Origin of the sequence: Xanthomonas campestris pv. asclepiadis (assembly GCF_020784175.1) — a bacterium.
Taxonomy (GTDB): Bacteria; Pseudomonadota; Gammaproteobacteria; order Xanthomonadales; family Xanthomonadaceae; genus Xanthomonas; species Xanthomonas campestris_D.
The window spans coordinates 52,233-76,209 of sequence record NZ_JAJGQM010000022.1 but is presented as its reverse complement, the minus strand read 5'-3'; the positions used below and the strand labels follow the sequence as shown (position 1 = coordinate 76,209).

General features: G+C 61.5%; 22 protein-coding genes and 1 tRNA gene. 5 read left to right on the top strand and 18 right to left on the bottom strand.

The window, feature by feature from the left end:
- The first annotated feature begins 96 nt into the window (after positions 1-96).
- The gene (locus tag LL972_RS11915; RefSeq protein ID WP_228327778.1) at positions 97-639 is read left to right on the top strand and encodes a GspH/FimT family pseudopilin; all 543 of its coding nucleotides are present in this window, start codon (positions 97-99) and stop codon (positions 637-639) included.
- A gap of 51 nt (positions 640-690) precedes the next feature.
- Here the strand turns inward: LL972_RS11915 and LL972_RS11910 are convergent.
- From LL972_RS11910 to grxD, 12 genes are all read right to left on the bottom strand, one after another.
- Positions 691-767 (bottom strand) — tRNA-Asn (locus LL972_RS11910).
- Positions 768-819: 52 nt separating this feature from the next.
- Positions 820-1,269 carry a type IV pilin protein gene (locus tag LL972_RS11905; RefSeq protein WP_104581986.1) on the bottom strand — a complete coding sequence of 150 codons (450 nt, stop codon included), beginning with the start codon at positions 1,267-1,269 and terminating at the stop codon, positions 820-822.
- A 12-nt stretch (positions 1,270-1,281) separates the two neighbouring features.
- A complete protein-coding gene (locus LL972_RS11900) occupies positions 1,282-5,151 on the bottom strand; it encodes a pilus assembly protein (protein WP_228327777.1) in 3,870 nt (1,289 codons plus the stop codon).
- Positions 5,152-5,161: 10 nt separating this feature from the next.
- Positions 5,162-5,671, bottom strand: coding sequence for a pilus assembly PilX family protein (locus tag LL972_RS11895; RefSeq protein WP_104581983.1), 510 nt, complete (start codon positions 5,669-5,671; stop codon positions 5,162-5,164).
- A gap of 3 nt (positions 5,672-5,674) precedes the next feature.
- Positions 5,675-6,841, bottom strand: a complete 1,167-nt coding sequence (locus tag LL972_RS11890; protein ID WP_228327776.1) for a PilW family protein — start codon at positions 6,839-6,841, stop codon at positions 5,675-5,677.
- Complete coding sequence (gene pilV / locus LL972_RS11885) at positions 6,838-7,317, bottom strand: type IV pilus modification protein PilV (protein WP_228327775.1); 480 nt, start codon at positions 7,315-7,317, stop codon at positions 6,838-6,840. Before pilV ends, LL972_RS11890 begins: the two co-directional genes overlap by 4 nt.
- On the bottom strand, positions 7,314-7,829 hold the full coding sequence (locus LL972_RS11880; RefSeq protein WP_104581981.1) for a GspH/FimT family pseudopilin: 516 nt from the start codon (positions 7,827-7,829) through the stop codon (positions 7,314-7,316). The genes pilV and LL972_RS11880 overlap by 4 nt, the downstream gene beginning before the upstream one ends.
- A gap of 181 nt (positions 7,830-8,010) precedes the next feature.
- Positions 8,011-9,396: a nucleotide 5'-monophosphate nucleosidase PpnN gene (gene ppnN / locus LL972_RS11875; protein ID WP_228327774.1), complete on the bottom strand. Its 1,386-nt coding sequence runs from the start codon at positions 9,394-9,396 to the stop codon at positions 8,011-8,013.
- 105 nt (positions 9,397-9,501) lie between these two features.
- On the bottom strand, positions 9,502-12,696 hold the full coding sequence (locus LL972_RS11870; RefSeq protein WP_228327773.1) for a TonB-dependent receptor: 3,195 nt from the start codon (positions 12,694-12,696) through the stop codon (positions 9,502-9,504).
- A 460-nt stretch (positions 12,697-13,156) separates the two neighbouring features.
- Positions 13,157-13,756 (bottom strand): YhgN family NAAT transporter, encoded by a 600-nt coding sequence (locus LL972_RS11865; protein ID WP_064508074.1) that lies wholly within the window; start codon positions 13,754-13,756, stop codon positions 13,157-13,159.
- Positions 13,753-14,496, bottom strand: a complete 744-nt coding sequence (locus LL972_RS11860; RefSeq protein WP_228327772.1) for an SDR family NAD(P)-dependent oxidoreductase — start codon at positions 14,494-14,496, stop codon at positions 13,753-13,755. The genes LL972_RS11865 and LL972_RS11860 overlap by 4 nt, the downstream gene beginning before the upstream one ends.
- Positions 14,493-14,813, bottom strand: coding sequence for a Grx4 family monothiol glutaredoxin (gene grxD / locus LL972_RS11855; RefSeq protein ID WP_006450539.1), 321 nt, complete (start codon positions 14,811-14,813; stop codon positions 14,493-14,495). The genes LL972_RS11860 and grxD overlap by 4 nt, the downstream gene beginning before the upstream one ends.
- 121 nt (positions 14,814-14,934) lie before the next feature.
- Between grxD and LL972_RS11850 the strand changes: the two genes are divergently transcribed.
- Complete coding sequence (locus LL972_RS11850; RefSeq protein ID WP_228327771.1) at positions 14,935-15,513, top strand: superoxide dismutase; 579 nt, start codon at positions 14,935-14,937, stop codon at positions 15,511-15,513.
- Positions 15,514-15,651: 138 nt separating this feature from the next.
- On the opposite strand, the gene LL972_RS11845 is transcribed toward LL972_RS11850, so the two are convergent.
- Both LL972_RS11845 and purE read right to left on the bottom strand, forming a co-directional pair.
- A complete protein-coding gene (locus LL972_RS11845) occupies positions 15,652-16,797 on the bottom strand; it encodes a 5-(carboxyamino)imidazole ribonucleotide synthase (RefSeq protein ID WP_228327770.1) in 1,146 nt (381 codons plus the stop codon).
- A complete protein-coding gene (purE, locus tag LL972_RS11840) occupies positions 16,794-17,297 on the bottom strand; it encodes a 5-(carboxyamino)imidazole ribonucleotide mutase (protein WP_104581975.1) in 504 nt (167 codons plus the stop codon). Before purE ends, LL972_RS11845 begins: the two co-directional genes overlap by 4 nt.
- A 58-nt stretch (positions 17,298-17,355) precedes the next feature.
- Between purE and LL972_RS11835 the strand changes: the two genes are divergently transcribed.
- The 3 genes from LL972_RS11835 to LL972_RS11825 all read left to right on the top strand — a co-directional run bounded on the left by LL972_RS11835 (position 17,356) and on the right by LL972_RS11825 (position 19,621).
- Positions 17,356-17,625, top strand: a complete 270-nt coding sequence (locus LL972_RS11835) for a Trm112 family protein (protein WP_228327769.1) — start codon at positions 17,356-17,358, stop codon at positions 17,623-17,625.
- Positions 17,622-18,506, top strand: coding sequence for a carboxylating nicotinate-nucleotide diphosphorylase (nadC, locus tag LL972_RS11830; RefSeq protein WP_228327768.1), 885 nt, complete (start codon positions 17,622-17,624; stop codon positions 18,504-18,506). The genes LL972_RS11835 and nadC overlap by 4 nt, the downstream gene beginning before the upstream one ends.
- A gap of 62 nt (positions 18,507-18,568) precedes the next feature.
- A complete protein-coding gene (locus LL972_RS11825) occupies positions 18,569-19,621 on the top strand; it encodes a DUF2272 domain-containing protein (protein ID WP_228327767.1) in 1,053 nt (350 codons plus the stop codon).
- 222 nt (positions 19,622-19,843) lie between these two features.
- Here LL972_RS11825 and pnp read toward each other — a convergent pair whose 3' ends face one another.
- From pnp to rbfA, 4 genes are all read right to left on the bottom strand, one after another.
- Positions 19,844-21,958 (bottom strand): polyribonucleotide nucleotidyltransferase, encoded by a 2,115-nt coding sequence (gene pnp / locus LL972_RS11820; RefSeq protein ID WP_104581972.1) that lies wholly within the window; start codon positions 21,956-21,958, stop codon positions 19,844-19,846.
- Positions 21,959-22,142: 184 nt separating this feature from the next.
- Positions 22,143-22,403 (bottom strand): 30S ribosomal protein S15, encoded by a 261-nt coding sequence (gene rpsO, locus LL972_RS11815; RefSeq protein WP_228327766.1) that lies wholly within the window; start codon positions 22,401-22,403, stop codon positions 22,143-22,145.
- A 157-nt stretch (positions 22,404-22,560) separates the two neighbouring features.
- A complete protein-coding gene (gene truB / locus LL972_RS11810) occupies positions 22,561-23,487 on the bottom strand; it encodes a tRNA pseudouridine(55) synthase TruB (protein ID WP_228327765.1) in 927 nt (308 codons plus the stop codon).
- An 80-nt stretch (positions 23,488-23,567) separates the two neighbouring features.
- Positions 23,568-23,960 (bottom strand): 30S ribosome-binding factor RbfA, encoded by a 393-nt coding sequence (gene rbfA / locus LL972_RS11805; RefSeq protein WP_024937968.1) that lies wholly within the window; start codon positions 23,958-23,960, stop codon positions 23,568-23,570.
- Positions 23,961-23,977: the final 17 nt, after the last annotated feature.

Sequence of the window (23,977 nt, the reverse complement as noted above, 5' to 3'; positions counted from 1 at the left end):
TTCATGGAACCTCCTCGGGAAAGGGGACGAGAAAATTCCACTTCTGGCGTCAGCTAATGGGCGGGGGGATTACCCTCCGAGCCAGGGAGTAGGACGGTGAAAGCAGCGACTCGTTCGTGCACAAAAGGGTACACGGCCGTACAACTAATGATCGTGATGGCGATCATCGGGGTCATGGCGGCCATCGGCCTGCCTAGCTTCAACACTTTGATCGAATGGCAGCGAGCACAGGCACGGGTTCACTTGCTCACCGCGCATCTGGCAATGGCCAGGAGCATGGCCATCACGCATCGCCTGCCGGTTAGCGTCTGCCCATCCGTTGACGGCGCGAATTGCCGACCTGACGGGGACTGGAGCCAGGGATGGATTCTTTTCAAAGATCCAGCACGTGGTGGGCAGCCTGCTAACGCAGGCTCGATCCTGCGGGTTGAGCAGCATGCTGCGAGCGACAACATCAGCATCACTGGAACGATCGGCCGATCGCTTGTCCGATTTCTTCCGAACGGCCGCAATAGCGGCACCAACATCACGATCAGCCTCTGCACGCATGCACAGCGCCTGGCAGATGTCATCGTCAACAACTCAGGACGCACGCGGTCTGTCCGCTACAGGCAACCAACTGCCTGCCCTGAGCGGTGAGCCACCGCAAAAACAAAGAGGCCGCGACTAGTCGCGGCCTCTTCAACATCTTGGCGCCCGAAGTTGGACTCGAACCAACGACCCCCTGATTAACAGTCAAGTGCTCTAACCGGCTGAGCTATTCGGGCGGGGAGGCGTATTCTAGATGCAAGAGTTCGATAGTGCAACACCCAAGGCTGGCTACCAGCAACCCGGGGTGACAGAGGCACTCGGCGTCTTCACGCCTGCCTGATTCAACGTCATCGTGCCGCACGTATCCCTGGCCTGATTGCCTTGTGGCGCGGCAGTTATCGTGAAGGTGGACTGGTTACCAACGAACCTGATGGTGTATTGGGCAGTACCGCCCTCACGCGGCGACTGGATGGTCGTCGAGCCATTGCCGAAGAGAAAACTCGCATAGGTGTTGTTCGTCGTGTGCGAGCGCTCCGCCAATTGCGCGTATTCGACCAGGTCTGCCTTGGCCTGCGCGCGGCGCGACTTGCGGATATGCTCGGCATAGGACGGATACGCCACTGCCGCCAGAATTCCGACGATAGCGACGACCACCATCAACTCGATCAAGGTGAAACCATCGCCCTTAGCATACTGAGACAGCCGATGCGGGACAAAACGAGATAGGCGTAGCGACATTGAGGACCTCCGTCACTGAATCTGGCGCCAAGATTGGCGGCCGCAAGGATAAGGAACATACATGGGCGCGGCGCCTGCGACGTTGACGACCATCCAGCAACCGGAGCCTGCCGGGACAGCTGGCGCGGCCGAGCCATCCTTTGGATTGACTTGGGGCTCAAGCCGGGGCACGACTGAGACGCCTACATCCTTGACCGGAGCGTTCCCACCGGTGTTGAGAGAAATACCAGCAGAACCGGTGGCAAGCGTGGAACCACCGATGCTCCCCATTCGAACTCCAGACAATGCGCCTACGCCAGTCCGCGGATTCAGGCCAAACAACCAATTCACACCATCGGTACTGCAGCCGCTATTTGCAGCCAGCGGCGCATACGTTGGCATGAAGAGAATTCCCGAGACAAGCTCCGGATAACCCACAAATCGCTCACCGGCCGGGAGATCCACATACCATCCCAACGATATTGTCGGGACAGTGCCCACCTGCAAGGTTCGTGTTCCGCCAGCAGTCGTGACTGAGTATGGCGTCAGGCTCGTCCTGCTTAAGGTCGTAGCGACCACGCCATCCACCTGATCCGTGAACCCATACAAGCTCTGTATGTGCTGCGCGGAGCTTGGCAGGCTGTCGTCATTGAAGGAAAAACTACCGGTACCAAATAATACCAGGACCCCGCCGTTTTCACCGGAAGCCACCTGCAGTCCGCCGGTAATAGGTTGCCGATAGGTGCGCCCACCTTCGGCATACGTCCCCGTGGTGAATGCAGGCACAGTCACCGAAGCTGCGGTCGAGGTGAGATCAAACTTCCAGATGGCACCACGAAGATCGGCAGCATAAACCGTATCGGCATAACCATCACGTGTACGAGCCGGCAAACCAGACGGGTCGATCGCCAGGTTGTCTACCCGATCCAGGACAGTAATATTACCCAGCCCGTTCCGACCACTAATAGAGTTCCCAGACTCCGTTGCTTCGATCATACGGACGACCGGACTTGAGGACGTTCCGATGTCCACCACGAACAGGACAGCCTTGCCGCTGGCGCTGTCATAGCCGTTCCCGAAGATCGCTTTCCAGCTCACCGCGCCGTTGGCAGCACGCACCGGGACAATGACAGGCTTGCCGAGCACGTGTCCGATATTGGAACGCACCGTGGCATCACCACTGAGATCGTTAATCTCCCACAGGCGACTCCCACTCCCAAACGCCCCCGGGTTGGTCACATCCAGCGCAAACGCGCCGCGGCCACCAGCTCCAGTCGTACCAACCAGTGTCGTCTTCCAGCTGTTGTTGTAGTAGGTATCTCCTACTGCAAGCGGACCATCGACGAAATAGCGATGATCAAACGGCTGAGCAGACGCCTTGTTGGGTTGATAGGGCAGTAGCAGATTACCCATGTGACCATAGGATGTTGCTGGAATATAAGCAAAGCGCTCACGCCCACCACCACCGACCACCGTCCCACTACCATTCATGCCGCCGTCGAAGCCATGCAGCATGCCGTCGTTGGCCCCCGCGTACACCATGTACCCCTGATTGGCGCGTTTGGAATTTAAGTAGTTGGTATAGGTCGTTCCCATTGTCCCTCCCAGAGCACGGTATCCGTAGTCATCGATAGGCGCACTGATCAACGGTGTGGAGTTGATGATGTCGCCTAGGACAGTGGTTCGGTCCCGCAACTTGCCCTTCTGCTGCACCTCACCGCTTCGATCGCCCAATAGATAACTAGCCGCTGTCGCCGCCGTTGCTCCAAGATTGACCAAATCTTGCTCCGAGCAAATAGCCTGACCAGGATATAGCGTCCGTGATAACCCGCAAAGACCACTCAAACTAATTGTCGTACCATCAAATTTACGAACATTAGTGCCGTCACTGAAGAAAACATTGCGGGCAGTAGGTGCAGGCATTTGTTCGGAGGCTTCCCAAAACGGGGTAAAACGGGCCTCTCTTGTTTCAGGATCGACGGAAGCCTGACTGGCCTTCAGCTTACTGGACCAATCGGTCCCGTTATTTCTAATCTGATACTCAGGTGACACGGTCAGGGAGCCCGCACCAATGCGAGCACCCGTTAAGGCTAGCGTTCCAGAAGGAGAATTCGCTGCACTGGCTGCCGACAGAACTCGGCGCATCGCACTAGTCACCTCATCAGGGCTCTTGGCATTAATAAACTGACCGCGACTATTAATAGTGGCATGCCAGAGCTCGTCGATTACGCGACCGTCATCGTCCGCAGTTGGATTACCATTGCTGTTCCAATCGGGGGGATTGGCATATGGATCGCCAGTGGCTGCTTGATTAACTTCGTAGATATTCCCCTGCGCACCCAAAGTGATCGCATAGAAATTCATATGCAAATTTTTCTGACAGTCCAGCCGCTTCCAGTCGGCGGACGTCTTGGAGAGTGTCGCGCACTTGTCGTCCACGGGCACAAGTCCGGCCGGGAAACTTGGACCAGTCACCAGTGGAGTAGAATTGCCAGAATAGTAGCCCGCAGCGATGTCGGCAATCGTATTGCTATAAGAGTCAGCGAATGGGGCGCCAGAGAAATCCACCGTGCCGGTAGAGTCGGCATTGCCATACCCACTGACGGTGTTGTTAGCATTCGTATATCCGTCGGTGAACAACATGCCGCCATTCTTTTGGCATGCACGTAGCACCGGCGCACCATCCCCGGCCCGCAAAAACTGTCTCCCCAGGTAATCGACGGCTGTACGATTTGGCGTACCTCCATTCGGCTTGAGACGGTAAATCAAATCGAACAACGAGGTACGCGCGGCGTCGTCATCCATGTCATACATGGTCGCCGGAGTCAAGTTATTGATAGTGAAATAGCCGACCCGCATCTTGTCGACGTCAGATAAAGATCGGGAAGCGGACCCGACGATTGATAAGATACGATTATGGTTATATTGAAACCAATTGGCAAAATTTTGCCGCGCATCATTATACGCAGCAGTATTGGACCCATAATTCGCTAGCAGTATCTGGTAACGACGCATATTACAACCAGGACCACAGGCATTTGCGATGATTGGCCTATTGACGTCACTGGTCAGATATCCAGTCGGAGCTGGGGCATCTACAGGCAGATAAAAAGTTGCCGGCACGTAACCCATTTGCACCGCACAGTTCGCCGTGACTGAGACTGTTGAATTCAAGGTAACCCAGCGCCCGCCACTACTTGGCAAGCCATTACCGGTGGTTGAGTTACATGAACGCGCACTCGATCGATAACGTGTCCCAGCAGGAATTGTCATTCCCGTCAAAAACTGAAACGACTCGCCGTCGCCCTCACGATAGGCAAGGTCATACAGAGTGTTATACCCCGCGCTGAAATCATTGCCATAGACAAGAGGATTACGCGGATCGACTCGGGCTTGGTCGAATGCTGCGGCTGGCCAAAGGTTGGCGCTTGTTGACGTCTGCGCGGGAGGAGTCCATGGCTCATAAAGAACGGTGGGATTATAGTAGCCAGCATTATAAGTTGGCGAGCGCGAAAATCCAAAAATGTCAAGCGGAGGAATGGCACGCCCAGGAGAATAAGTTGCATTATACCCCGAGTGCGGAAATAAATAAACGTAACAGTCAGGGACGTTGTTTGTACACGACTCGCTCGAATTAAAAAATACACCAGCTGAACTAAAGAAACTATTCCCATTCCACTGCAAACGCCCATCGCCGCCCTTGAATATCCGCTCAAACGTCATCGAATTCGAATCGTCGACCGCCATGATGAAAGCAGGTGGAACGGAGGTCGCGTTATTCAGTGGAGCCTGCGCCAAGCCGCCCTGCCCTTGCGCCGCAATCAGGCCATAGACGAAGTAGCCGCCCACCGCAGCCAGAACGATCGCGGAAGCGACAGCGGTTCGAAAAATGCGACGGGACATGCCGGCAGCCTCAGAGCTTGAAAATGGTGTCGATCGATGCCGATGACGAGGCATCTGTTGCGGCATCGTTAGCAAATGTAGTGATTTGGTACACTGGAGTCACTGGATCGAGTGGATCCCCCATCGCAAGCGACCCTCCACCGATGATGCACGAGTCAATGCGCCGTACATTGACTGCCTCATTCACCGCCGTTGCCTTGCTGCGCCCCCATGCGACCGGATCAAATGCGGTATCACAGTTCTGCTGAATATCGGTATCAACCAAAGGGGCGCCCGTTGGCGCATCCGTGCGGTTGGCGATGGCCTCAATGGCACGCTCGCTCCGACGCGTCACGCCTTCAGCATGTTGGAAGGCAATATTGGTCGCCAAGTAATTGGACGCCATTTTTTCCTGCATCCCTGCCACTTGCATTCCGGCAATTCCGATTAACGCCAACAGGATTAGCATGATCAGTGCAACGTAGAGCACCGCGCCACGAGGGCGAGCGGGCATAGGACGTAGGCGGGCGTGAGCATTCATGAGTTAGTTCCCGAACAGTCGATTACGCAAGGCGATCGTGGACTCGTACGTCATTCTGTACCGCCCGTCAGTTTGGGCAGGTGGCGCAAAAGACACTCCCAATGCACTTGGATAGCGCACTGAACTTGCTGGTCTCTCTGCCGTAGCAGATGAGGGACTACGGGCAAGAATGCCGACCTGGACCTGCCCCACTCGCCGCCACTGCCCAGCCGCTGCAGCATCTGTACCAATGGAGACATCACTTGCGATCGCCTGTGTGTTGATGTTCCCCAATGGTGGGGAGGTTGTGGACATGCTGGCGGTTTGATCAAGACCGAACAGCAGTTGCATGTTCTCGATACCTTCAACCAGTTCCTCGGGCGTTCCGTAATCGTCCACGCCGTTTGAGCGCGCCCGCATCAGCGCCGGCTCGCCCGTTGTTGCGGAGGTCCCAACGTAATACACCAGCGATTCCGCTCGGTATATCAACGCTTGGCCGGTTGGCCTTGCCGAGTAGTTTGATAAATTGGTTCCGTTGGCGGTGATCTTGCCGCTGGCATAGACCCCCTTGAACACCGTTGCATGGGCACAATCAGCGATTCCAAATACAGTCGGAGTCGCCTGGCCACCCTCGGTCAGACGCACGCCGTTAGTGGCGTTGAAGCTGACCACGCTGTTACTGCCCGACGTCAGCGCAGTGATCGGCACGCTCTCTGGAGCCAAGTAGCGTAAAACCAGGATGTCGCTGCCGCCGCGCGGATTGAGCTTGGAAATCGATGCGGGAAGATTTGTTGGTGCCGCCCAGGTGGCTCCGATAGTCAGAACGCCGGGCGGCTTGGTATTAGGCGCTTCGTAGCCTTGCACGCTGACGCTGAAATCCAATGGATGACCCGAACCGCTTGCGGCGCCGGTGGTGACGACCGGGTCCCCCTCACCACGCACGAAATGTGCTTGGTCATTGACGCAGCCAAAATGTCCTGCCATGCGTATGTCGCGCTGCAGGAACTCAAGGGCAAACCGCCCGTTCTCCTGCGCGCGTGCACTCCCTTCCGCAAGCATTGATGCAGTACGGGATGCCGAGAAGATATGGATCACACCCAGCATCAATACCAAGCCGATCACCATGGCGATCATCATCTCGATCAAACTGATGCCGGCAAACGCACGCTTGGATGGAACGCTACGAGTCATAGCTGAGACACCAGCGTGAATGTTGTGAGCGCATCCGGGTTGCTTGCATCCCAACGCTGATCACCCCAACTAATGCCCACGGTGACCTGCCCGTTGGCGTTAAGCACCGTCGCACTGGCACCCTCTCCTAATGCCTGCACTACCTGACACTTCCAGCGTGCGACGTTGGTTGCGATCGTGAGATTTGTCCCAAGCGGGCGACTGCAGCTGGCAGCAGTGACCGTGTTTGCGGCAAAGGTGGCGTCGGCATACCAGGACGATTGGAAGCGATTGCTGCGCATCTGGTCCAGCAAGTCGTAAGCCAGGTTGGTGGCCTGAGTGCGATAGTTGGCGCTCTGCACAAAACGCACGTTGGCGGTCTGCAACAGCGCAAACCCGAGCAAACCAAACGCAAGAACGATGATGGCGATCAGCACTTCGAGCAGGCTAAAGCCATCGGAACGAGCGCGCGATACAAAGGATCGGGGGAGCGTCACTGGCAAGTGCCTTTCTGGGATGTGATCTGGCCGGCGCCGTTGACGACCAACGTGCGACGCAATGCCTGCCCATCACACGTGGTCGGCTGCAGCGTTATCTGCTGATTTGTGGAAGCAAGCCTGCGCCCGCGTCCATCGAATGCAATCGTTGCGCCGGACGGACCGGAATTGCTTAGCGACGGGTCAATTGAGACGAAACGCAAGACGGTGTCGCCACCCTTGAAGGCTCCATCTCCGTCGGTATCCGCCCAAGCCAGCATCCCGCTCCCCCAGTTGTTGTCGCATGCGGTCCCCGATGCGCTACCGCAAACCCCACCACCTCGGCGATTGCGTATCGCCTCACTGCGCGCGAGAGACAGCAGCCCGAGGGTCTCATTGGCGCTACTGGCTACGCGATTGGAGCGTATTACTCCACGAAAGCTTGGAAGCGCGATCGTAAGCAAAATCGCCAACACGGCGATCGCAATGATCAATTCCACAAGTGTGAAGCCGGTAGATCGGCGAAAAGACATTGGACGCTCCCCAGCGTGACCTGACCAAGATGCTTCGACCACCCCCTCAAGAACAAGCAGTGGGGGGACGAGCGGTCGTTTTAGGGTTGTCGGCGTGCGCGTGGGGGACGAACCGGGCCTAGGGTTCGTACCCAGCCCGGCTTTTCCCTTCTCCAGAATGGTGGTCTACATCTAGCAGGCCTTAAGTCACCACCCGATAACAAGGCCGGTAATCGCCGGAAATCTTCATGCGCCGCTGCTCGACGAAGCCGCGCAGGAGCTCGTCCAGCGCCTGCATGATGTCCGGGTCGCCGTGGATCTCGAAGGGGCCGAACTCCTCGATGCGGCGCATGCCGTCCTCCTTGACGTTGCCGGCGACGATGCCGGAGAACGCCCGGCGTAGGTCCGCCGCCAGTGCAAGAGCTGGGCGACCGTGGTGCAGGTCCAGTGCAGCCATGGCCTCGTGGCTGGGTTCGAACGGCTGCTGGTACTCGAGCGGGATATGCACCGACCAGTTGAAGTAGTACGAGTCCTTCTGCTCCTTGCGGTGCGCGCGCACCTCAAGGATGCCTTCGGCCATGCGACGTGCCACTGCGACCGGGTCGCCGACGATGATCTCGTAGCGGGAAGCGACAGCTTCGCCCAGGGTGAGCCGGATGAAGCGGTCGATCTGCTCGAAATACGGGGCAGCGATGGTCGGGCCGGTCAGGATCAGCGGGAACGGCAGGTCGGCGTTTTCTTCGCGCAGCAGGATGCCGAGCAGGTAGAGGATCTCCTCAGCCGTGCCGACGCCGCCCGGGAACACCAGGATGCCGTGGCCGATGCGGACGAAGGCCTCCAGGCGCTTCTCGATGTCCGGCATGATCACCAGGTGGTTGACGATCGGATTCGGCGACTCGGCGGCGATGATGCCCGGCTCGGTCACACCGATGTAGCGTGTGTGATGCTTGCGCTGCTTGGCATGCGCAATGGTGGCGCCCTTCATCGGGCCCTTCATGGCGCCCGGGCCGCAGCCGGTACAGATGTCCAGGCCACGCAGACCCAGCTCGTAGCCCACCTGCTTGGTATAGAGGTATTCGTCGCGCGAGATGGAATGGCCACCCCAGCACACGACCAGATTCGGGTCGGACGGCTGCAGGATGCGCGCGTTGCGCAATTGGCCGAACACCGCGTTGGTGATGCCTTCGCTGGTGTCCAGATCCGCGCGCTGCGCTTCGAGCTCGATGGCCATGTAAGCCAGATCGCGCACGACGGCGAACAACAGCTCAGCCACGCCACGGATGATCTCGCCATCGACAAACGCCATCGCCGGCGCATTGCTCAGATCGATGCGGATGCCGCGATCCTGCTGGTTCACCTGGATATCGAAATCCGGGTACAGATCGCGTGCGGCGCGCGGGTCGTCCGACGCGCTGCCGCTGGTCAGCACCGCCAACGCACAGCGGCGCAATAGCTCATGCATGCCGCCACTGGAAGCATCGCGCAGACGCGCCACTTCCGCCTTGGACAACACATCCAGACCACCACGTGGGTAGATCCGCGCATCCACCACCGGCAGCGCCCGTGCTGCCGTACTGCTGAGTTCCATAGCTTGCTCCTGTCGTATCTCAGAACTTTAGCGTACTCACCCGCACAAAAGAAAACGGCCGGGAGAACCCGGCCGTTTTTGCAAGCTTCGACACGCTAGCCAGCTTTAGAACTGGTAGCGAAAGCCCAACTGCAGCGCCCAACGGGAGATGCCCTTGTCGTCGTAGACAGTGGACAAGTCCGGCTCATTGAAGCGGTACACGTACTTGCCGGTTGCAGCATCGATACCGCCGTACTCCACAACACCCTTGAAGCCCGGGAACCCGTACTCATCCACGCGGCCCCACTTCTTATTAAGCAGGTTACCGACATTCATGATGTCGACCCATATCTGTGCCTTGTTGCCGTCGAAGAAGCCCGGCAGTTCCTGCTCGATATGCAGATCGAACTGATTTACCCAGGAATTACGAACGCCGTTGCGGCCAGCCAACTGCCCTTGGTGCGAAGACAGATACTGATTGTTGCTTACGTAGTTCCAGAAAGCATTCTCTTCAGCTGCACTTCCGAACAACACATCGCCACGGCCGTTCGGAATATAAAGCAGGTCATTGGCACGACCATCACCATTGGCATCGTTATCGAATGTATAGCTATACGGCCGACCACTGCGGCCCTGATAAATCAGGCCAAGTTTGGTTGCGTAGTCGCCGAAGAAGTTGTGCTTCCACTGCAGAGTGCCGAGGATGCTGTCCTTGATCTCATAAGCGGACGTGGCGTTGACTTCTTCATTAGCCTGGAAGGTCGCTACATTCAACAGCTGAGAGCCTGAGGTTGAGCTGGTCAGACCGCTGACCTCCTTCGCGTTTGAGTAGGTGTAAGCGAGGCTCCACGACCAGTCGCTATCGTTGAAAGGTTTATTCAAACCGACGGTGAAGCTCTGCGTACCGCCCTGGTCGGTTGGACGCGCAATAATTGCGTCGTTGAAGCCCTGATTACTGTTGGCGCGTGTCAGTGCGTTGCCGGTGAAGCGACCAAGGTTATCCCAGCTCGCCCGGTTACGACCAACTGCATTCCAGTAGATCTGACGACCATCCTGACCAACCGCAGTCGGTGCACCAAGATTGAGTTGCTGGTAGTAGATTGCCTCATTAACCTTGGTGACCACACCTTCCAACGATCCGATGATGCCGTACCACGGCAACTCGGTGTCGAATGCCAAGTTAGCTTTCCAGACCGATGGCTGCCCGAGATCCTTGTCGACAAAGTCGACCGATTGAGTCGCTCCGCCGGTACCAGTTGGCTGGTTGTTGATATCGGGAGTGAAACGAATACCACCAGCGGCAATCTCGTTTGCGTTGCGGAAATTGTAATCCGTGTAAGCCAGGCCGGTATTGGAGAACGGATTGGACAGCCACACCGACGCCGCCGCGCCCTGGAACAGGCCAACGCCACCGCGCAACTGGGTCGGCCGCTCGGCATCAAACGTGTAATTGAAGCCAAAGCGCGGCTGCCAGAGGTCGTTACCGTCGAGCGTCGCGTCGTTACGCACGCCGAAGGCATTGAATGCAGCCTGATTGAACTGCGGGCTGTCCGGAACCATCTGCTTGTCGTAGCGCAAGCCAAAGGTCAACGTCAGGTTGTTGTTGACAGCCCAGCTGTCCTGAACGAACAAGCCTAAGTTGCGCAGGCCCCACTTCGCTGCGATGTCATCGATACTGCCGGTGTTCGAGGACGAATAGCGATAAGACACTGGCCGATTGGCGCGGTAAGCAGCAATCGAATCAAAGTTGTAAGAACCGAAAACGCGTGGACCAAACAGGTTGAAAATATCGTTGTCTTCGTAATCGAAGCCGAATTTGACTGTGTGGTCGTTAAGGAACAGGTTACCAGCAAAGAATGCGTTCCATGTTTCGGTACGCAACTCGTTCGCCTGCGTATTTGCCTCGGTTCCCAGATTGACTGAGTTTGCGCCCACACGGACATTGATGGCCGGCAGCCGAGACGCTGCGGTACGCACTGCTGCGTAATCGCGATAAGACACCTTGGCCTCAGTGGAGAAGGTATCGGTCCAGTCGCTGAAAAGCTGTGCCGTGTAGGTTTCCAGCTCGAAGTCACGCACGTAGTGGTACGAATTCAGCGCCAACGAACTCGTGCTGAAACCATTGAGATTGGCAGTGCTCTGCTCGGACTTACCGTAACGGAATGAACCGCGATGCTTGTCGCTGATATTCCAATCCAGCTTGAACCCCTTTTCTTCAGAGTCGGAATCCAATGCCGGCAACGTCAACGTGCCCGGATCAAAACCGTACACATTGCGCGAGATATCTGCGATCTCGTCGACCTGCGCCTGCGTGATGTTTACCGTGTTGCTCGCACCAGAGCCTGTCGGACCAAAACCGCTGTTACCGGTGAAAACGCCTTTGCCTTTGTACTTTTCGTAGTTCGCAAAAAAGAACAACTTGTCCTTGACCACCGGACCACCCAGCGTCAGGCCGTAAGTCGATTCGCGATCGAACAACTGGGGGCGAATATCGTTCTCGTTTTTGCCCGACCAATCGTTTTCACGATAGGTGCCGTAGACCGAGCCATGGAACTCGTTGGTGCCCGACTTGGTGACGGCATTGATCACGCCACCGGTGCCGCCACTGATCGTGACGTCGTAGTTGGCAACGTCCACCGAAATTTCGTCGATGACGTCCATCGAGAACGGCTGGCGCGGGGTCGGCAGGCTGTTGGATTCCAGGCCGAAGGCATCGTTGGTGCTGATGCCATCGACGCGGATCGCGTTGTAGCGCGGGTTCTGGCCGGCGATGGAGATTTCGTTGCGCGCCTTGTCGGTCTGCGCGACGCGCGGATCCAGACGCACATAGTCCTGCAGGTTGCGGTTGATCGACGGCAGCGACTCGATTTCTTCGCGGGTCACGTTGGTGCCGGTGCCCATCTTGTTGGCACTAAAGATCGCCGAGCCGTAGTTGCCTGCGATCGCCTGCACTGTACCGAGCGTGGCCAGATCGCCGCCCAGGGCTGCATCAACCTGATTGACCTTATCCAGATTCAAGTATACGCCTTCACGCGTGGTGTTGCCTGCGCCGGAAGCGGTGATGGTGATCGTGTACGGACCACCTACGCGCAGGCCGCGCGCGTTGTAGCGTCCACTGGCATCGGTGGTGGCGCGGCTGACGGTTCCCGATTCGACGTGGGTGATCGTCACTTCGGCATTCGGCACCGGCTGACCGCCGCTGCTGGTAACCAGGCCAGCGACGCCGGCAGAGGTGCTCTGAGCGAACACGGGGGCGGCGGCGAGCGCGGCAACAAGGCCAAGCGTCAGCTTGGACATGCGAAGACAACGGGGGTGGGTCATTTCGGTAGCCTCGATACAGGTTGGGCAGTGACAAAAAGGCGCAGTCAGCCCAACCGTTCCCGGGGGTGGGCTGCCGATGATCTGGGGTCCCTCGCCGCGCGGCTGGTTGCTGCCGCAACGGTTAACAACAGATTAACACGCTAAGGCCTGATTGTGACGGCGGCGTGACAAAGTTCGCGCAGTGCAACATGAACTTCGCATGTGAAGGCGTAAACGCCAGCTTGCGCAAAGTCGCGCAGCATCTGCGACCAGCGTCGCGCTATAGAGCCGTTTTATCGAAAACCGGGCTCATTCGGCCCGAAAGCGCAGCGATGGCTGTCGGAGGCCCTCTGTTACAGAGGCAGCCCGGCGGCGCTGCCGGCGGCTGGCACCGCTACGCGTCAGTGGCGCAGCTTCAGATTCTCGCCAGGCAGTGTCACAGGTTGCTCCCACGCCCCTGCCAGCCTATCCCCGACTGGACTCAGATCGACACCGGAAGCTTGAAATACGTCCCCAGGCCATCCAGGAACATCTGCACCGAAATGGCCACCAGCAACATGCCCATCAGGCGCTCGATCGCGGTCAGTGCGCGATGACCGAGCAATTTGTACAACAACGGTGCGGAGGCCAGGATCGACGAAGCGCCGATCCAGGCGATCATCAAGGCCAGGCTCCAATCCCACAACCGCGTGGGTTCGTTGCTGCCCATCAGCATTACTGCCGCCATGCCGGACGGGCCGGCCACCAGCGGGATCGCCAGCGGCACGATGAAGGGCTCGCCGTCGGGGATCTCGCCCATCAGGCCTTCCGGGCGCGGGAAGATCATGCGGATGCCGATCAGGAACAGCACGATGCCGCCGGCGATCGCCACCGATTCCTGGCGCAGATGCATCAGCTCCAGCGCGTACTTGCCGCCCCACAGGAACGCCATCAGCACGCACAGGGCGATCAGCAACTCGCGCGCGAGCACGAAGCGCTGCCGCTTCGGTGGCAGCGGCTTGAGCACGCTGAGAAACACCGGGATGTTGCCCAGCGGATCGAGGATCAGGAACAGCAGCAGCGCCGCCGAAAGAATGGTCATGCGGAAGGGCTCCAGATCGCACCGCGGTGCGAAGCACCTGCCATGGACAACAAGGTGATGCAGGCGGACGCATAGCGCGCGGGGTCCACCGCTTCGCTGTCTTCCTGATGGGTGAAGGCGCGCGCGCGCAAAGCGGTGCGCATCGGGCCGGGCTGCAGTCCGCTGATGCGCACCGGGCCGGCGGCGGTTTCATGATGCAGGCTGGCGAGCAGGCCACGCTGTGCATGCTGGGCAGCGCCATAGGCGCCCCAATACGCCTGGCCAACGCGTGCAGGGTCGTCGACAACGAAGACCACCGCCGCATCGCCTTGCTGCCGCAACAGCGGCAGGCAGGCCTGGGTCAACCAGGCGCGCGCGGTGAGGTTGATATGGAGGTTGCGTGCGAAGTCGGCAGGCGCCGCGAGTTCGGCCGGGGTCAGGCCGGCGAAATCGGCGGCGCAATGCAGCAGGCCGTGCAGGCCACCGAGCTCGGACTGCAGCCGTTGCGCCAGTGCGGCGTAGTCGTCCGGCGTGGCGCCGGCCAGATCCAGCGGATACAGCAACGGCTCCGGACCCAGCTTGGCAACCGCGTCATAGACGCGCTCCAGCGGGCGCAGCTTGCGACCGAGCAGCACCACGGTTGCACCGGCAGCCGCACACGCCTGCGCAGCGGCTGCGCCAAGACCGCCCGCTGCGCCGGTGATCAGCACCACGCGCCCGCCAAGCGTCGCCGCGTCGGGCTGGGCCTGCGCCAGGCTCACGGCTGGTAGGCCTCGCTGACGATGCGTTTGAGCTCGCCGGCCTCGAACAGTTCCAGCGTGATGTCGCAACCGCCGATCAACTCGCCGTGGATGAACAATTGCGGGAAGGTCGGCCAGTTGGAATAGCGCGGCAGATTGGCGCGCACTTCGGGCTCTTCGAGCACGTTGACCGTACGCAGCTGGTCGGCGCCGGCAGCCACCAGGGCCTGCACGGCGCGACTGGAAAAACCGCACATCGGAAATTGCGGGGTACCTTTCATGAACAGCACGATCGGGTGTTGTTCGACTTCGGCCTGGATCCGTTCCATCACCGGCATTGGACTCTCCTGACTGGGAGCGGCAGGCCCGACCGCCGGGTCGGATAGACTTCCGCAAAGGCGCGCATTGTAAGCCCTCGGCGCGACCTGCCGCCGCACTCCCTTCGCTTCCCTTGCCACCATGCCGATCGAACACCTTGCACTGCCCTACTCCCGCGCCGCCCTGGAGCCGCATCTGTCCGCCGCCACCCTGGAGGCGCACCACGGCGTCTGTTACCGCAGCGAGGTCGATCGGCTCAATGCGCGCATCGAAGGCAGCGAGTTCGCCGAGCTGACGCTGGAAGAGATCATCGCGCAGGCGCAGGGCACACTGTTCCATCTGGCTGCGCAGGTGTGGAACCACACGTTCTACTGGCAGTGCCTGCGCCCACGCGGCGGCGGCGAGCCGCTGGGTCGGCTGGCCGACCGCATTGCCAAATCATTCGGCGACTTCGTGCACTTCAGGCAGGAATTCAACCGCGTCGCCCTGGGCACCTTCGGCTCGGGCTGGGTCTGGCTGGTGCAGCGGCCGGATGGCGCACTGGCGGTCGTCGCCACGCCCAATGCATCCACGCCGCTCACCGGGCCGGACACCCCGCTGCTCGCCTGCGACCTCTGGGAGCACGCCTATTACCTGGATTACCGGCAGGACCGCGCGCAGTACCTGGACGCATTCTGGAAGCTGATCAACTGGGACTTCGTGGCCAGCCGATTGGGCTAGCCGCTTGCGCCGTTGCAACAGGTCGACGATCAGATGATCTGTCGCAACGGCGCCCGGCGGCACCGCGCACTGCTGTGCATCTTCGCCCCGAACTGCGCATCGGCGAGGCCGCGGCAGCGCCACCGATGGTTCTGCGCATTACCCTTCGTTCAAGCGCACGAGCACCGGTCCGACCTGCGCATCACGCTGCAGCACGGCGCCTGCTTCGCTCAGCGCCTGCGCAAGCAGCTGCGGCGTCTCGGCGCGCAGCGTCGCGTGGCCGACCTTGCGGCCCTCGCGCGATTGCTTGCCGTAGTCGTGCCAATGCCCACCGGGCACCGCCAGGAATGCGGCAGCATCCGGCATCGCACCCAGCCAGTTGAGCATGCAGGCATGCCCACGCACCGCGGTGCTGCCGAGCGGCAAACCGAGCACCGCACGCACGTGATTTTCGAATTGCGAGGTCTCGGCGCCTTCGATGGTCCAGTGCCCGGAGTTGTGCACGCGCGGCGCCATCTCGTTGGCGAGCAGTTGGCCATCGCGCACGAACAGCTCGAGCGCGAAGACGCCCACGTAGTCCACGCGCTCGGCGATCGCGCGCGCATGCGCCTCTGCCACCGCCTGCAACCCGGCATCCACATGCGCCGGCGCAAGACTGGCCGAGAGCACGCCGTCCACATGCCAGTTTTCGGTCAGCGGCCAGGCACGGAACTCGCCATCGCGCCCGCGCACGGCCACCACGCTGACCTCGCGCTCGAACGGTACGAAGGCTTCCACGATCAGCCCGACGTTGGCGGCCTGCGCGCCGAGCGCGTCCCACGCGGCATCGGCATCGGCCGACGTCTTGATGCGGAACTGGCCCTTGCCGTCGTAACCGAAGCGGCGCGTCTTGAGCACGCACGGCGTGCCGATACGGGCCAACGCGGCATCCAGTCCCGCACGGTCGTCGATGGCGGCGAACGCGGGCACCGGAATGCCGAGCTCGCGGAACAGGGTTTTTTCGCTGAGCCGGTCCTGCGCCACCGCCAACGCGGCAGCACTGGGAAACACCGGCACCTGCGCGGCCAATTGCTGCGCGCTGGCAGCCGGCACGTTTTCGAAATCGAAGGTGATCACATCCACGTGTGCGGCGAATGTGGCAAGCGCGGCGGCATCGTCGAAAGCGCCCGCCTGCAGCGGCGCCACCTGCCCTGCGCAGCCATCGGCAACCGGGTCGAACACCGCAAACCGCAAGCCCAGTGGCGCGCCGGCCAGTACCAGCATGCGGGCCAACTGGCCGCCGCCCAGAATGCCGACCGTGGTCATTGGCGCGGGTCGTCGCTAGCCATGACATCGTCGGTCTGCCTGGCGCGGAACTGCGCCAGTGCCTGACCGATCTGCGCCTGCTCCGGCGCCAGCATCGCAGCGGCGAACAAGGCCGCATTCGCCGCGCCGGCGTTGCCGATCGCAAACGTCGCCACCGGAATCCCGGCCGGCATCTGCACGATCGACAGTAGCGAATCCATGCCGTTGAGCGCCTTGGACTGCACCGGCACACCGAGCACCGGCACAGCCGTCTTGGCCGCCAGCATGCCGGGCAGGTGCGCTGCGCCACCGGCGCCGGCGATGATCGCGCGCAGGCCGCGGTCGCCCGCCTGCTCGGCATAGCTGAACAACACATCCGGCGTGCGGTGCGCCGAGACCACCTTGACTTCGTAAGGCACGCCCAGCGCATCGAGCTTCTGAGCTGCGTGTTGCATGGTTTCCCAATCGGAACGGGAACCCATCACGATGCCGACCAGCGGCGCGGAGTGGTTGGAGGTCATGGCCCTGCCCTGCGGTAAAGACGTATTCTAGCCATCTTCCACGCAAGACAAGACTTCGATGGATCGCAAACTGCTCGACCTGCTGTGCTCGCCCGACACCCGCCAGCCGCTCTCGCTGCTCGACGGCAAGGGCATGGAGGCACTCAACACTGCCATCGCCGGCGGAACCCTGCAGCGTGCCGACGGCACGGCGCAGACACAGCCGCTGCGCGAGGCGCTGATCACGCGCGACCGCAAGCAGATCTTCCGCGTCGACGACGGCATTCCCGTGCTGCTGGCCGAAGAAGCCATCGGCACTGCGCAGATCGCCGACTTCCCCGAAAAGTGAATCCTTCCGTACGCACGACCGTGCCGGATGCACCACCGGCCGCGCTGGTGGATGCCGATGTGGCGCGCGCGCTGGCCGAGGACATCGGCAGCGGCGATGTGACTGCGGCGTTGTTGCCCGATCAGGCCGACAGCGCGTACCTGCTGTGCAAGCAGGATGCCGTGATCGCCGGGCGGCCCTGGTTCGACGCCACGCACCGCGCGCTCGATCCGCAGGTGCGTATCGACTGGCAGGTGCATGAGGGTCAGCACGTTGCCGCCGGCACGGTGCTGGCGCTGCTGCAGGGCCGCAGCCGCAGCCTGGTCAGTGCCGAGCGCACCTCGCTCAACTTCCTGCAGACGCTGTCGGCCACCGCGACCACCACCGCTGCATACGTTGCCGCCGTGGCCGGCACCGGCGCGCGCATCCTGGACACGCGCAAGACGCTGCCGGGCCTGCGCGCCGCGCAGAAATACGCGGTGCGTTGCGGCGGCGGCGACAATCACCGCATCGGGCTGTTCGACACGGTGATGCTCAAGGAAAACCATATCCGCGCCGCCGGCTCGTTGAGCGCCGCCGTGCATGCCGCACGTGCGCAGCAACCGCAGTTGCCGCTGGTGGTGGAGGTGGAAACGCTGGAGCAGCTGCGCGAGGCCTTGCAGGTCGGGTGTACGCGCATTCTGATCGACGATTTCGACCCGGCACTGCGTCGCGAAGCGGTGCGCATCGTTGCCGCCCTGCCGCGCGACCAACGCATTCCGCTGGAAGTCTCCGGCAGCGTGGATCTGGCCGGCATTGCCGCCATTGCGGCCGATGGCGTGGATTGCATCTCCATCGGCGGGCTCACCAAGCACGTGCACGCCGTCGATCTGTCGCTCAAACTCGGCCCGCCGCCGCACTGATTTCACGCGTGCCCGCAGCCAGCTCTGTCAGCCTGCTGCGATTGTTCTGTGCAGGATCTGCGATGACTGTAAAACCTTGGCCGTGGCTCTGTCTGGTGTTGGCCGCATGGGGCGGCACCGCGGCCGCCGCGGAAGTCTGCGATGTGCCGCCACGCTTCGGCACCAGCCCTGCAGCCATCGCCATCTTGCGCAGTGCCTGCAACGAGCATCGCTTGTGGCAACGCCCGTTTATCGATGCCAAGGGCCGGCTGGCCAGCCTGGGCGTGACCGAAGCCGAATCAGGCTATCTCGCCGACCACGGCGTGGTCGCGTGGCAACGCGTGGCAGGCTACTGGCGCGACAGCGGCACGCTGGCATCGATGGGCGGCCGCCCGGGCGCGTCGAGCTGCGCGGCATTGGATGGCACGCGCTATACCGCCAGCGACTGCCGTGCGTTCCTGGTCGACAACCCGTGGTCGGCCGCCTTCATCTCCTGGGTGATGACACAAGCCGGCCTGAGCGGCTTCCATCGCTCTGCACGCCATCTGGATTACATCCGCAGCGCCTACAACGATGGCGCAAGCGGGCCTTACCAGTTCACCGACCCGGCGGTGGAGAAGCCCGCTCCCGGCGACTTGCTGTGCCTGTTGCGCGGACGCAGTGCCGCGCTGGGCTACGCCGGCCTCAGGGCCGGGCTTGGCGGTAGCGCGCCGATGCCGTGGCAATCGCATTGCGACGTCGTGGTGGCCGCCAACGTCGGTGGCGATCGCACCCTGTATCTGATCGGCGGCAACGTGTTCAACACGGTGATGATGCGCAAGATGCCGCTGGACCGCGCCGGCCGCGTGGTATTGCCGACGCCGCAGTCCGACGGCAGCCAGGACCAGAGCGAGGATGGCCTGGGCATCGCCAGCGAGTGCACGCCGGCACACGAAGAGCTCTGCGATTTCAATCGACGCGACTGGGCGACCTTGTTGAAGCTGCGCCCGGATGCGGCGATGACCGCACCACCGCCGGTCGAGCCACTACCTTCGCCAACCACCTCGCCCGCGGACCAGGCGATGCCGCCGGGTTTTCCACGTGTCGTGCCACCGCGTCCGGAAACACAGCCCGCGCCGACACAGCAGCCTGGGTGAGAAGGATCAAGGCCCCTCTCCCGCCGGGAGAGGGGTTGGGGTGAGGGTACGCAGGCGAAGCCCCGGCCTTGATTCAACCGCGCGACGCCTCGCCCATCCCCTCATCCGCCCCTGCGGGCCATCTTCTCCCGCAGGAGAAGGATCAAGTCACGCGCCATTGCCGAACGCCAACAAAAAAGCGGGCCGAAGCCCGCTTTTTCGTAACGCATCAAACAGTGGCGATTACTCGGCCGATGCCGGCAGGCCTTCGCCTTCTTCCACTGCCTTGATCGACAGACGGATACGGCCCTGCTTGTCCACTTCCAGCACCTTGACGCGGACCAGATCGCCTTCCTTCAGCTTGTCGCCGACCTTCTCCACGCGCTCGCTGGAAATCTGCGAGACGTGCACCAGGCCGTCCTTGCCCGGCAGGATGGTGACGAACGCACCGAAGTCCATGATCTTGGCGACCTTGCCTTCGTAGATGCGGCCCGGCTCCACGTCCGAGGTGATCTGCTCGATGCGCGACTTCGCAGCCTGCGCAGCGATGGCGTTGACCGACGCGATGATGATCGTGCCGTCGTCCTGGATGTCGATCTGCGTACCGGTTTCCTTGGTGATGGCCTGGATGGTCGAGCCACCCTTGCCGATCACTTCGCGGATCTTGTCCGGGTGGATCTTGATGGTCAGCAGGCGCGGGGCGTAATCGCTCAATTCCTGACGCGGGGTGGTCAGGGCATGCGCCATCTCGCCGAGGATGTGCAGACGGCCGGCCTTGGCCTGCTGCAATGCCTGCTTCATGATCTCTTCGGTGATGCCTTCGATCTTGATGTCCATCTGCAGCGCGGACACGCCTTCGGCAGTACCGGCCACCTTGAAGTCCATGTCGCCGAGGTGATCTTCGTCACCCAGGATGTCCGACAGCACGACGAAGTCGTTGCCTTCCTTGACCAGACCCATCGCGATACCCGCGACCGGCGCCTTGATCGGCACGCCGGCATCCATCAGCGCTAGCGAGCTGCCGCAGACCGAGGCCATCGAGGACGAACCGTTGGACTCGGTGATTTCCGAGACCACGCGGATGGTGTACGGGAATTCTTCCAGGCTCGGCATCACGGCCAGCACGCCGCGCTTGGCCAGACGGCCGTGGCCGATCTCGCGACGCTTCGGCGCACCGAAACGACCGCACTCGCCCACCGAATACGGAGGGAAGTTGTAATGGAACAGGAAATTCTCTTTGTACTCGCCCGAGACGGCGTCGATGACCTGACCGTCGCGTGCGGTGCCGAGCGTGGTGATCACGATCGCCTGGGTCTCGCCGCGGGTGAACAGCGCCGAGCCATGGGTACGCGGCAGCACGCCCGCCTTGGCGCTGATCGGACGCACGGTATCCAGTGCACGGCCGTCGATGCGCACCTTGGTGCTCAGCACCGAGCCACGCATGGTCTGGTATTCCAGCTCGCCGAATTCCTTGGACAGATCCCCGGCAGCCCAGCCTTCGACGGTGGCGCGCGGTGCCAGCGCACCCAGCACATCCTTCTTGATCGCCGAAATCGCATCACGGCGCTGCAGCTTGTCGCGCACCTGGAAGGCCGACGCGAGCTGATCGCCCACCGCTTCCTTCAGCGCGGCAATCATGCCGTCGTTCTTTGCCGGAGCCACCCAGTCGGACGGCTTGGTGCCGGCTTCGACGGTCAGCTCGTTGATGATGTTGATGACCTTCTGCATCTCGCGATGGCCGAACGTCACCGCGCCCAGCATCACTTCTTCGGACAGCAGCTCGGCTTCGGACTCGACCATCAGCACCGCGTTGGCGGTACCGGCCACGACCAGCTCCAGCTGTGAATCCTTCAGCTCGGTCACGGTCGGGTTGAGGATGTATTCGCCATTCTTGTAGCCGACCTTCGCCGCAGCGATCGGGCCGTTGAACGGGGTGCCGGCCAGCGACAGTGCGGCCGATGCGCCGATCAGCGCGGCGATATCGCCGTCGATGTCTGGGTTCATCGACATCACGGTGGCGATGATCTGCACTTCGTTCTTGTAGTCCTCCGGGAACAGCGGACGGATCGGGCGATCGATCAGGCGCGAGATCAACGTTTCCTTCTCGGTCGCACGTCCTTCGCGCTTGAAGAAGCCGCCCGGGATGCGGCCGCCGGCGTAGAACTTCTCCTGATAATCGACCGTCAGAGGAAAGAAGTCCTGCCCTTCGCGCGCACTCTTGGCGGCGACGGCGGTGACCAGCAGTACGGTGTCGTCGAACTTGACGATGACGGCGCCGCCTGCCTGGCGAGCGATTTCGCCCGTCTCCAGGGTGACGGTGTGCTTGCCGTACTGGAAGGTTTTGGTGATTTTTGCCACGGAGGTTTTTTCCCTTAGGTGTTGCTGTCTTCGTTGGACCGTCGTCGACCCATGCCGAGAACGGGCGGCCGGGAGGCTCCGGCCCATGAACTGCATGCTCATGAACTGCATGCTGCAGATAACGTAATGCGACTGACCAAAACAAAGCCGCGGCGCATCGCTGCGCCGCGGCGGTAGGACTCGATTAGCGGCGCAGGCCGAGCTTCTCGATCAAGGACTTGTAACGCTCATTGTCCTTCTTCTTCAGGTAGTCGAGCAGGCTGCGGCGGCGGTTGACCATCTGCAGCAGGCCACGACGGCTGTGGTGATCCTTCTTGTGGGTCTTGAAGTGACCGGTCAGCAGCTCGATGCGCGCGGTCAGCAGGGCGACCTGGACTTCCGGCGAACCGGTGTCCTGGGCGCTGCGCTTGTTGTCTTCAATAACTTTCTGGGTGTCGATGGACATGATATTTACTCGATAGATGCGTGGTCGACAGGAACGTGCAGGACGCACCGCCGGACTCGCCGTTTGCTTGGGATGAGCGCGCTTGGCGCTGAAGGTGCCCCGATCAGGGCCGCAAAATTGTAACGTCGTGCGAGCCGGGGGACAAGTTGACTAAAACTTAACAAGCCGGTGCTTCGTTCAGTCCATTGAACAATCGCTGCGGCGACAAGCGCCCCTCCGCGTCCACCAGGCCTAGGCCTGAGGGGATTCCGTCGGCTCCGAACACCGCCACCTGGCCAGCCGGAAATGCCGCATCGCGCAGACGCTGGCCCATGCGAAAACGCGCCGCATGCGCCGCATCGAGCACGATCCGCGCAAAATCGGCCAGTCCGGCCTCGATCGGCAGCAACAAATCCTGCGCCTCGGTGCCTGCTTCCAGAGCAGCGGACAACGCCTCCAGCGTGATCATCTGCGGCGCGCGAAACGGCTCGACCCAGAGCCGGCGCAGCGAGGCGATATGCGCACCGCAGCCCAGCACTTCGCCCAGATCGCGCGCCAGGCTGCGGATGTAGGTGCCCGAGCCGCAGGTCACGCGCAGTTGCAGCCGCGGCGCGGCGTAGCCGATCACGTCGATCGCCTGCACGTCGACCTCGCGTACCGGCGCCTCGACCGCCTCGCCACGGCGCGCCTTGGCGTAGAGCGGCTCGCCGCCCTGCTTGAGCGCGGAATAGATCGGCGCCTGTTGGCGGATGCGCCCGATGAAGGGGGTCAGCGCTGCACGCAGCGCGCCTTCGTCCAGTGCCGGCACCGCACGCTCGCGCAACACCAGGCCATCGGCGTCGTCGGTATCGGTGGTGACACCCAGCACGATCTCGGCGTCGTAGGCCTTGGCCGAACCGAGCAGCAGGCCGGCAATCTTGGTCGCCTCGCCCAGACACAGCGGCAGCAGACCGGTGGCCAGCGGGTCCAGGCTGCCGGTGTGGCCGCCCTTTTCGGCCCGCAGCAAGCGGCGTGCGGACTGCAATGCCGTGTTGGAGCTGACTCCAGCCGGCTTGTCGAGCAACAGGATGCCGTGCAACGGGCGATAGACGATGCGGGGTTTCAAGAGATCAGTGCTCGAATCGGGCACCGTGCGCGCCCGTTGAAATCAGGGCCGCTGGTCAACAGGCGGCCGGCCGGCAGCGCTCAGCGCTGCTCGGCGTCCTCGTCGCTGGACGCGGCCTCGGGGCCGACATCGTCCAGGTCACGCAGCAGGTTGTCGATACGCTCGCCGCGGTCGACCGAATCGTCGTAGTGGAAATGCAGCTCGGGCACATGCCGCAGCTTCATCGCGCGTGCCAACTGCGTGCGCAGCTGCCCGGCGATTTCCTTGAGCCCCTTGACCGCTTCAGCCGAGCGCTCCTGCTGCAGCGCGGTGACGAACACCTTGGCATGCGCCAGGTCGCGGCTGATTTCGACGTCGGACACGCTGACCGACGGCAGGCCGTGGTCGCGAACGGCCGCGTGCACGATCGTGCCGAGGTCGCGACGCACCTGCGCCGACACGCGGTCGGTGCGATGGAATGATTTGGTTGGCATGGTCGTAGACCTGGTTG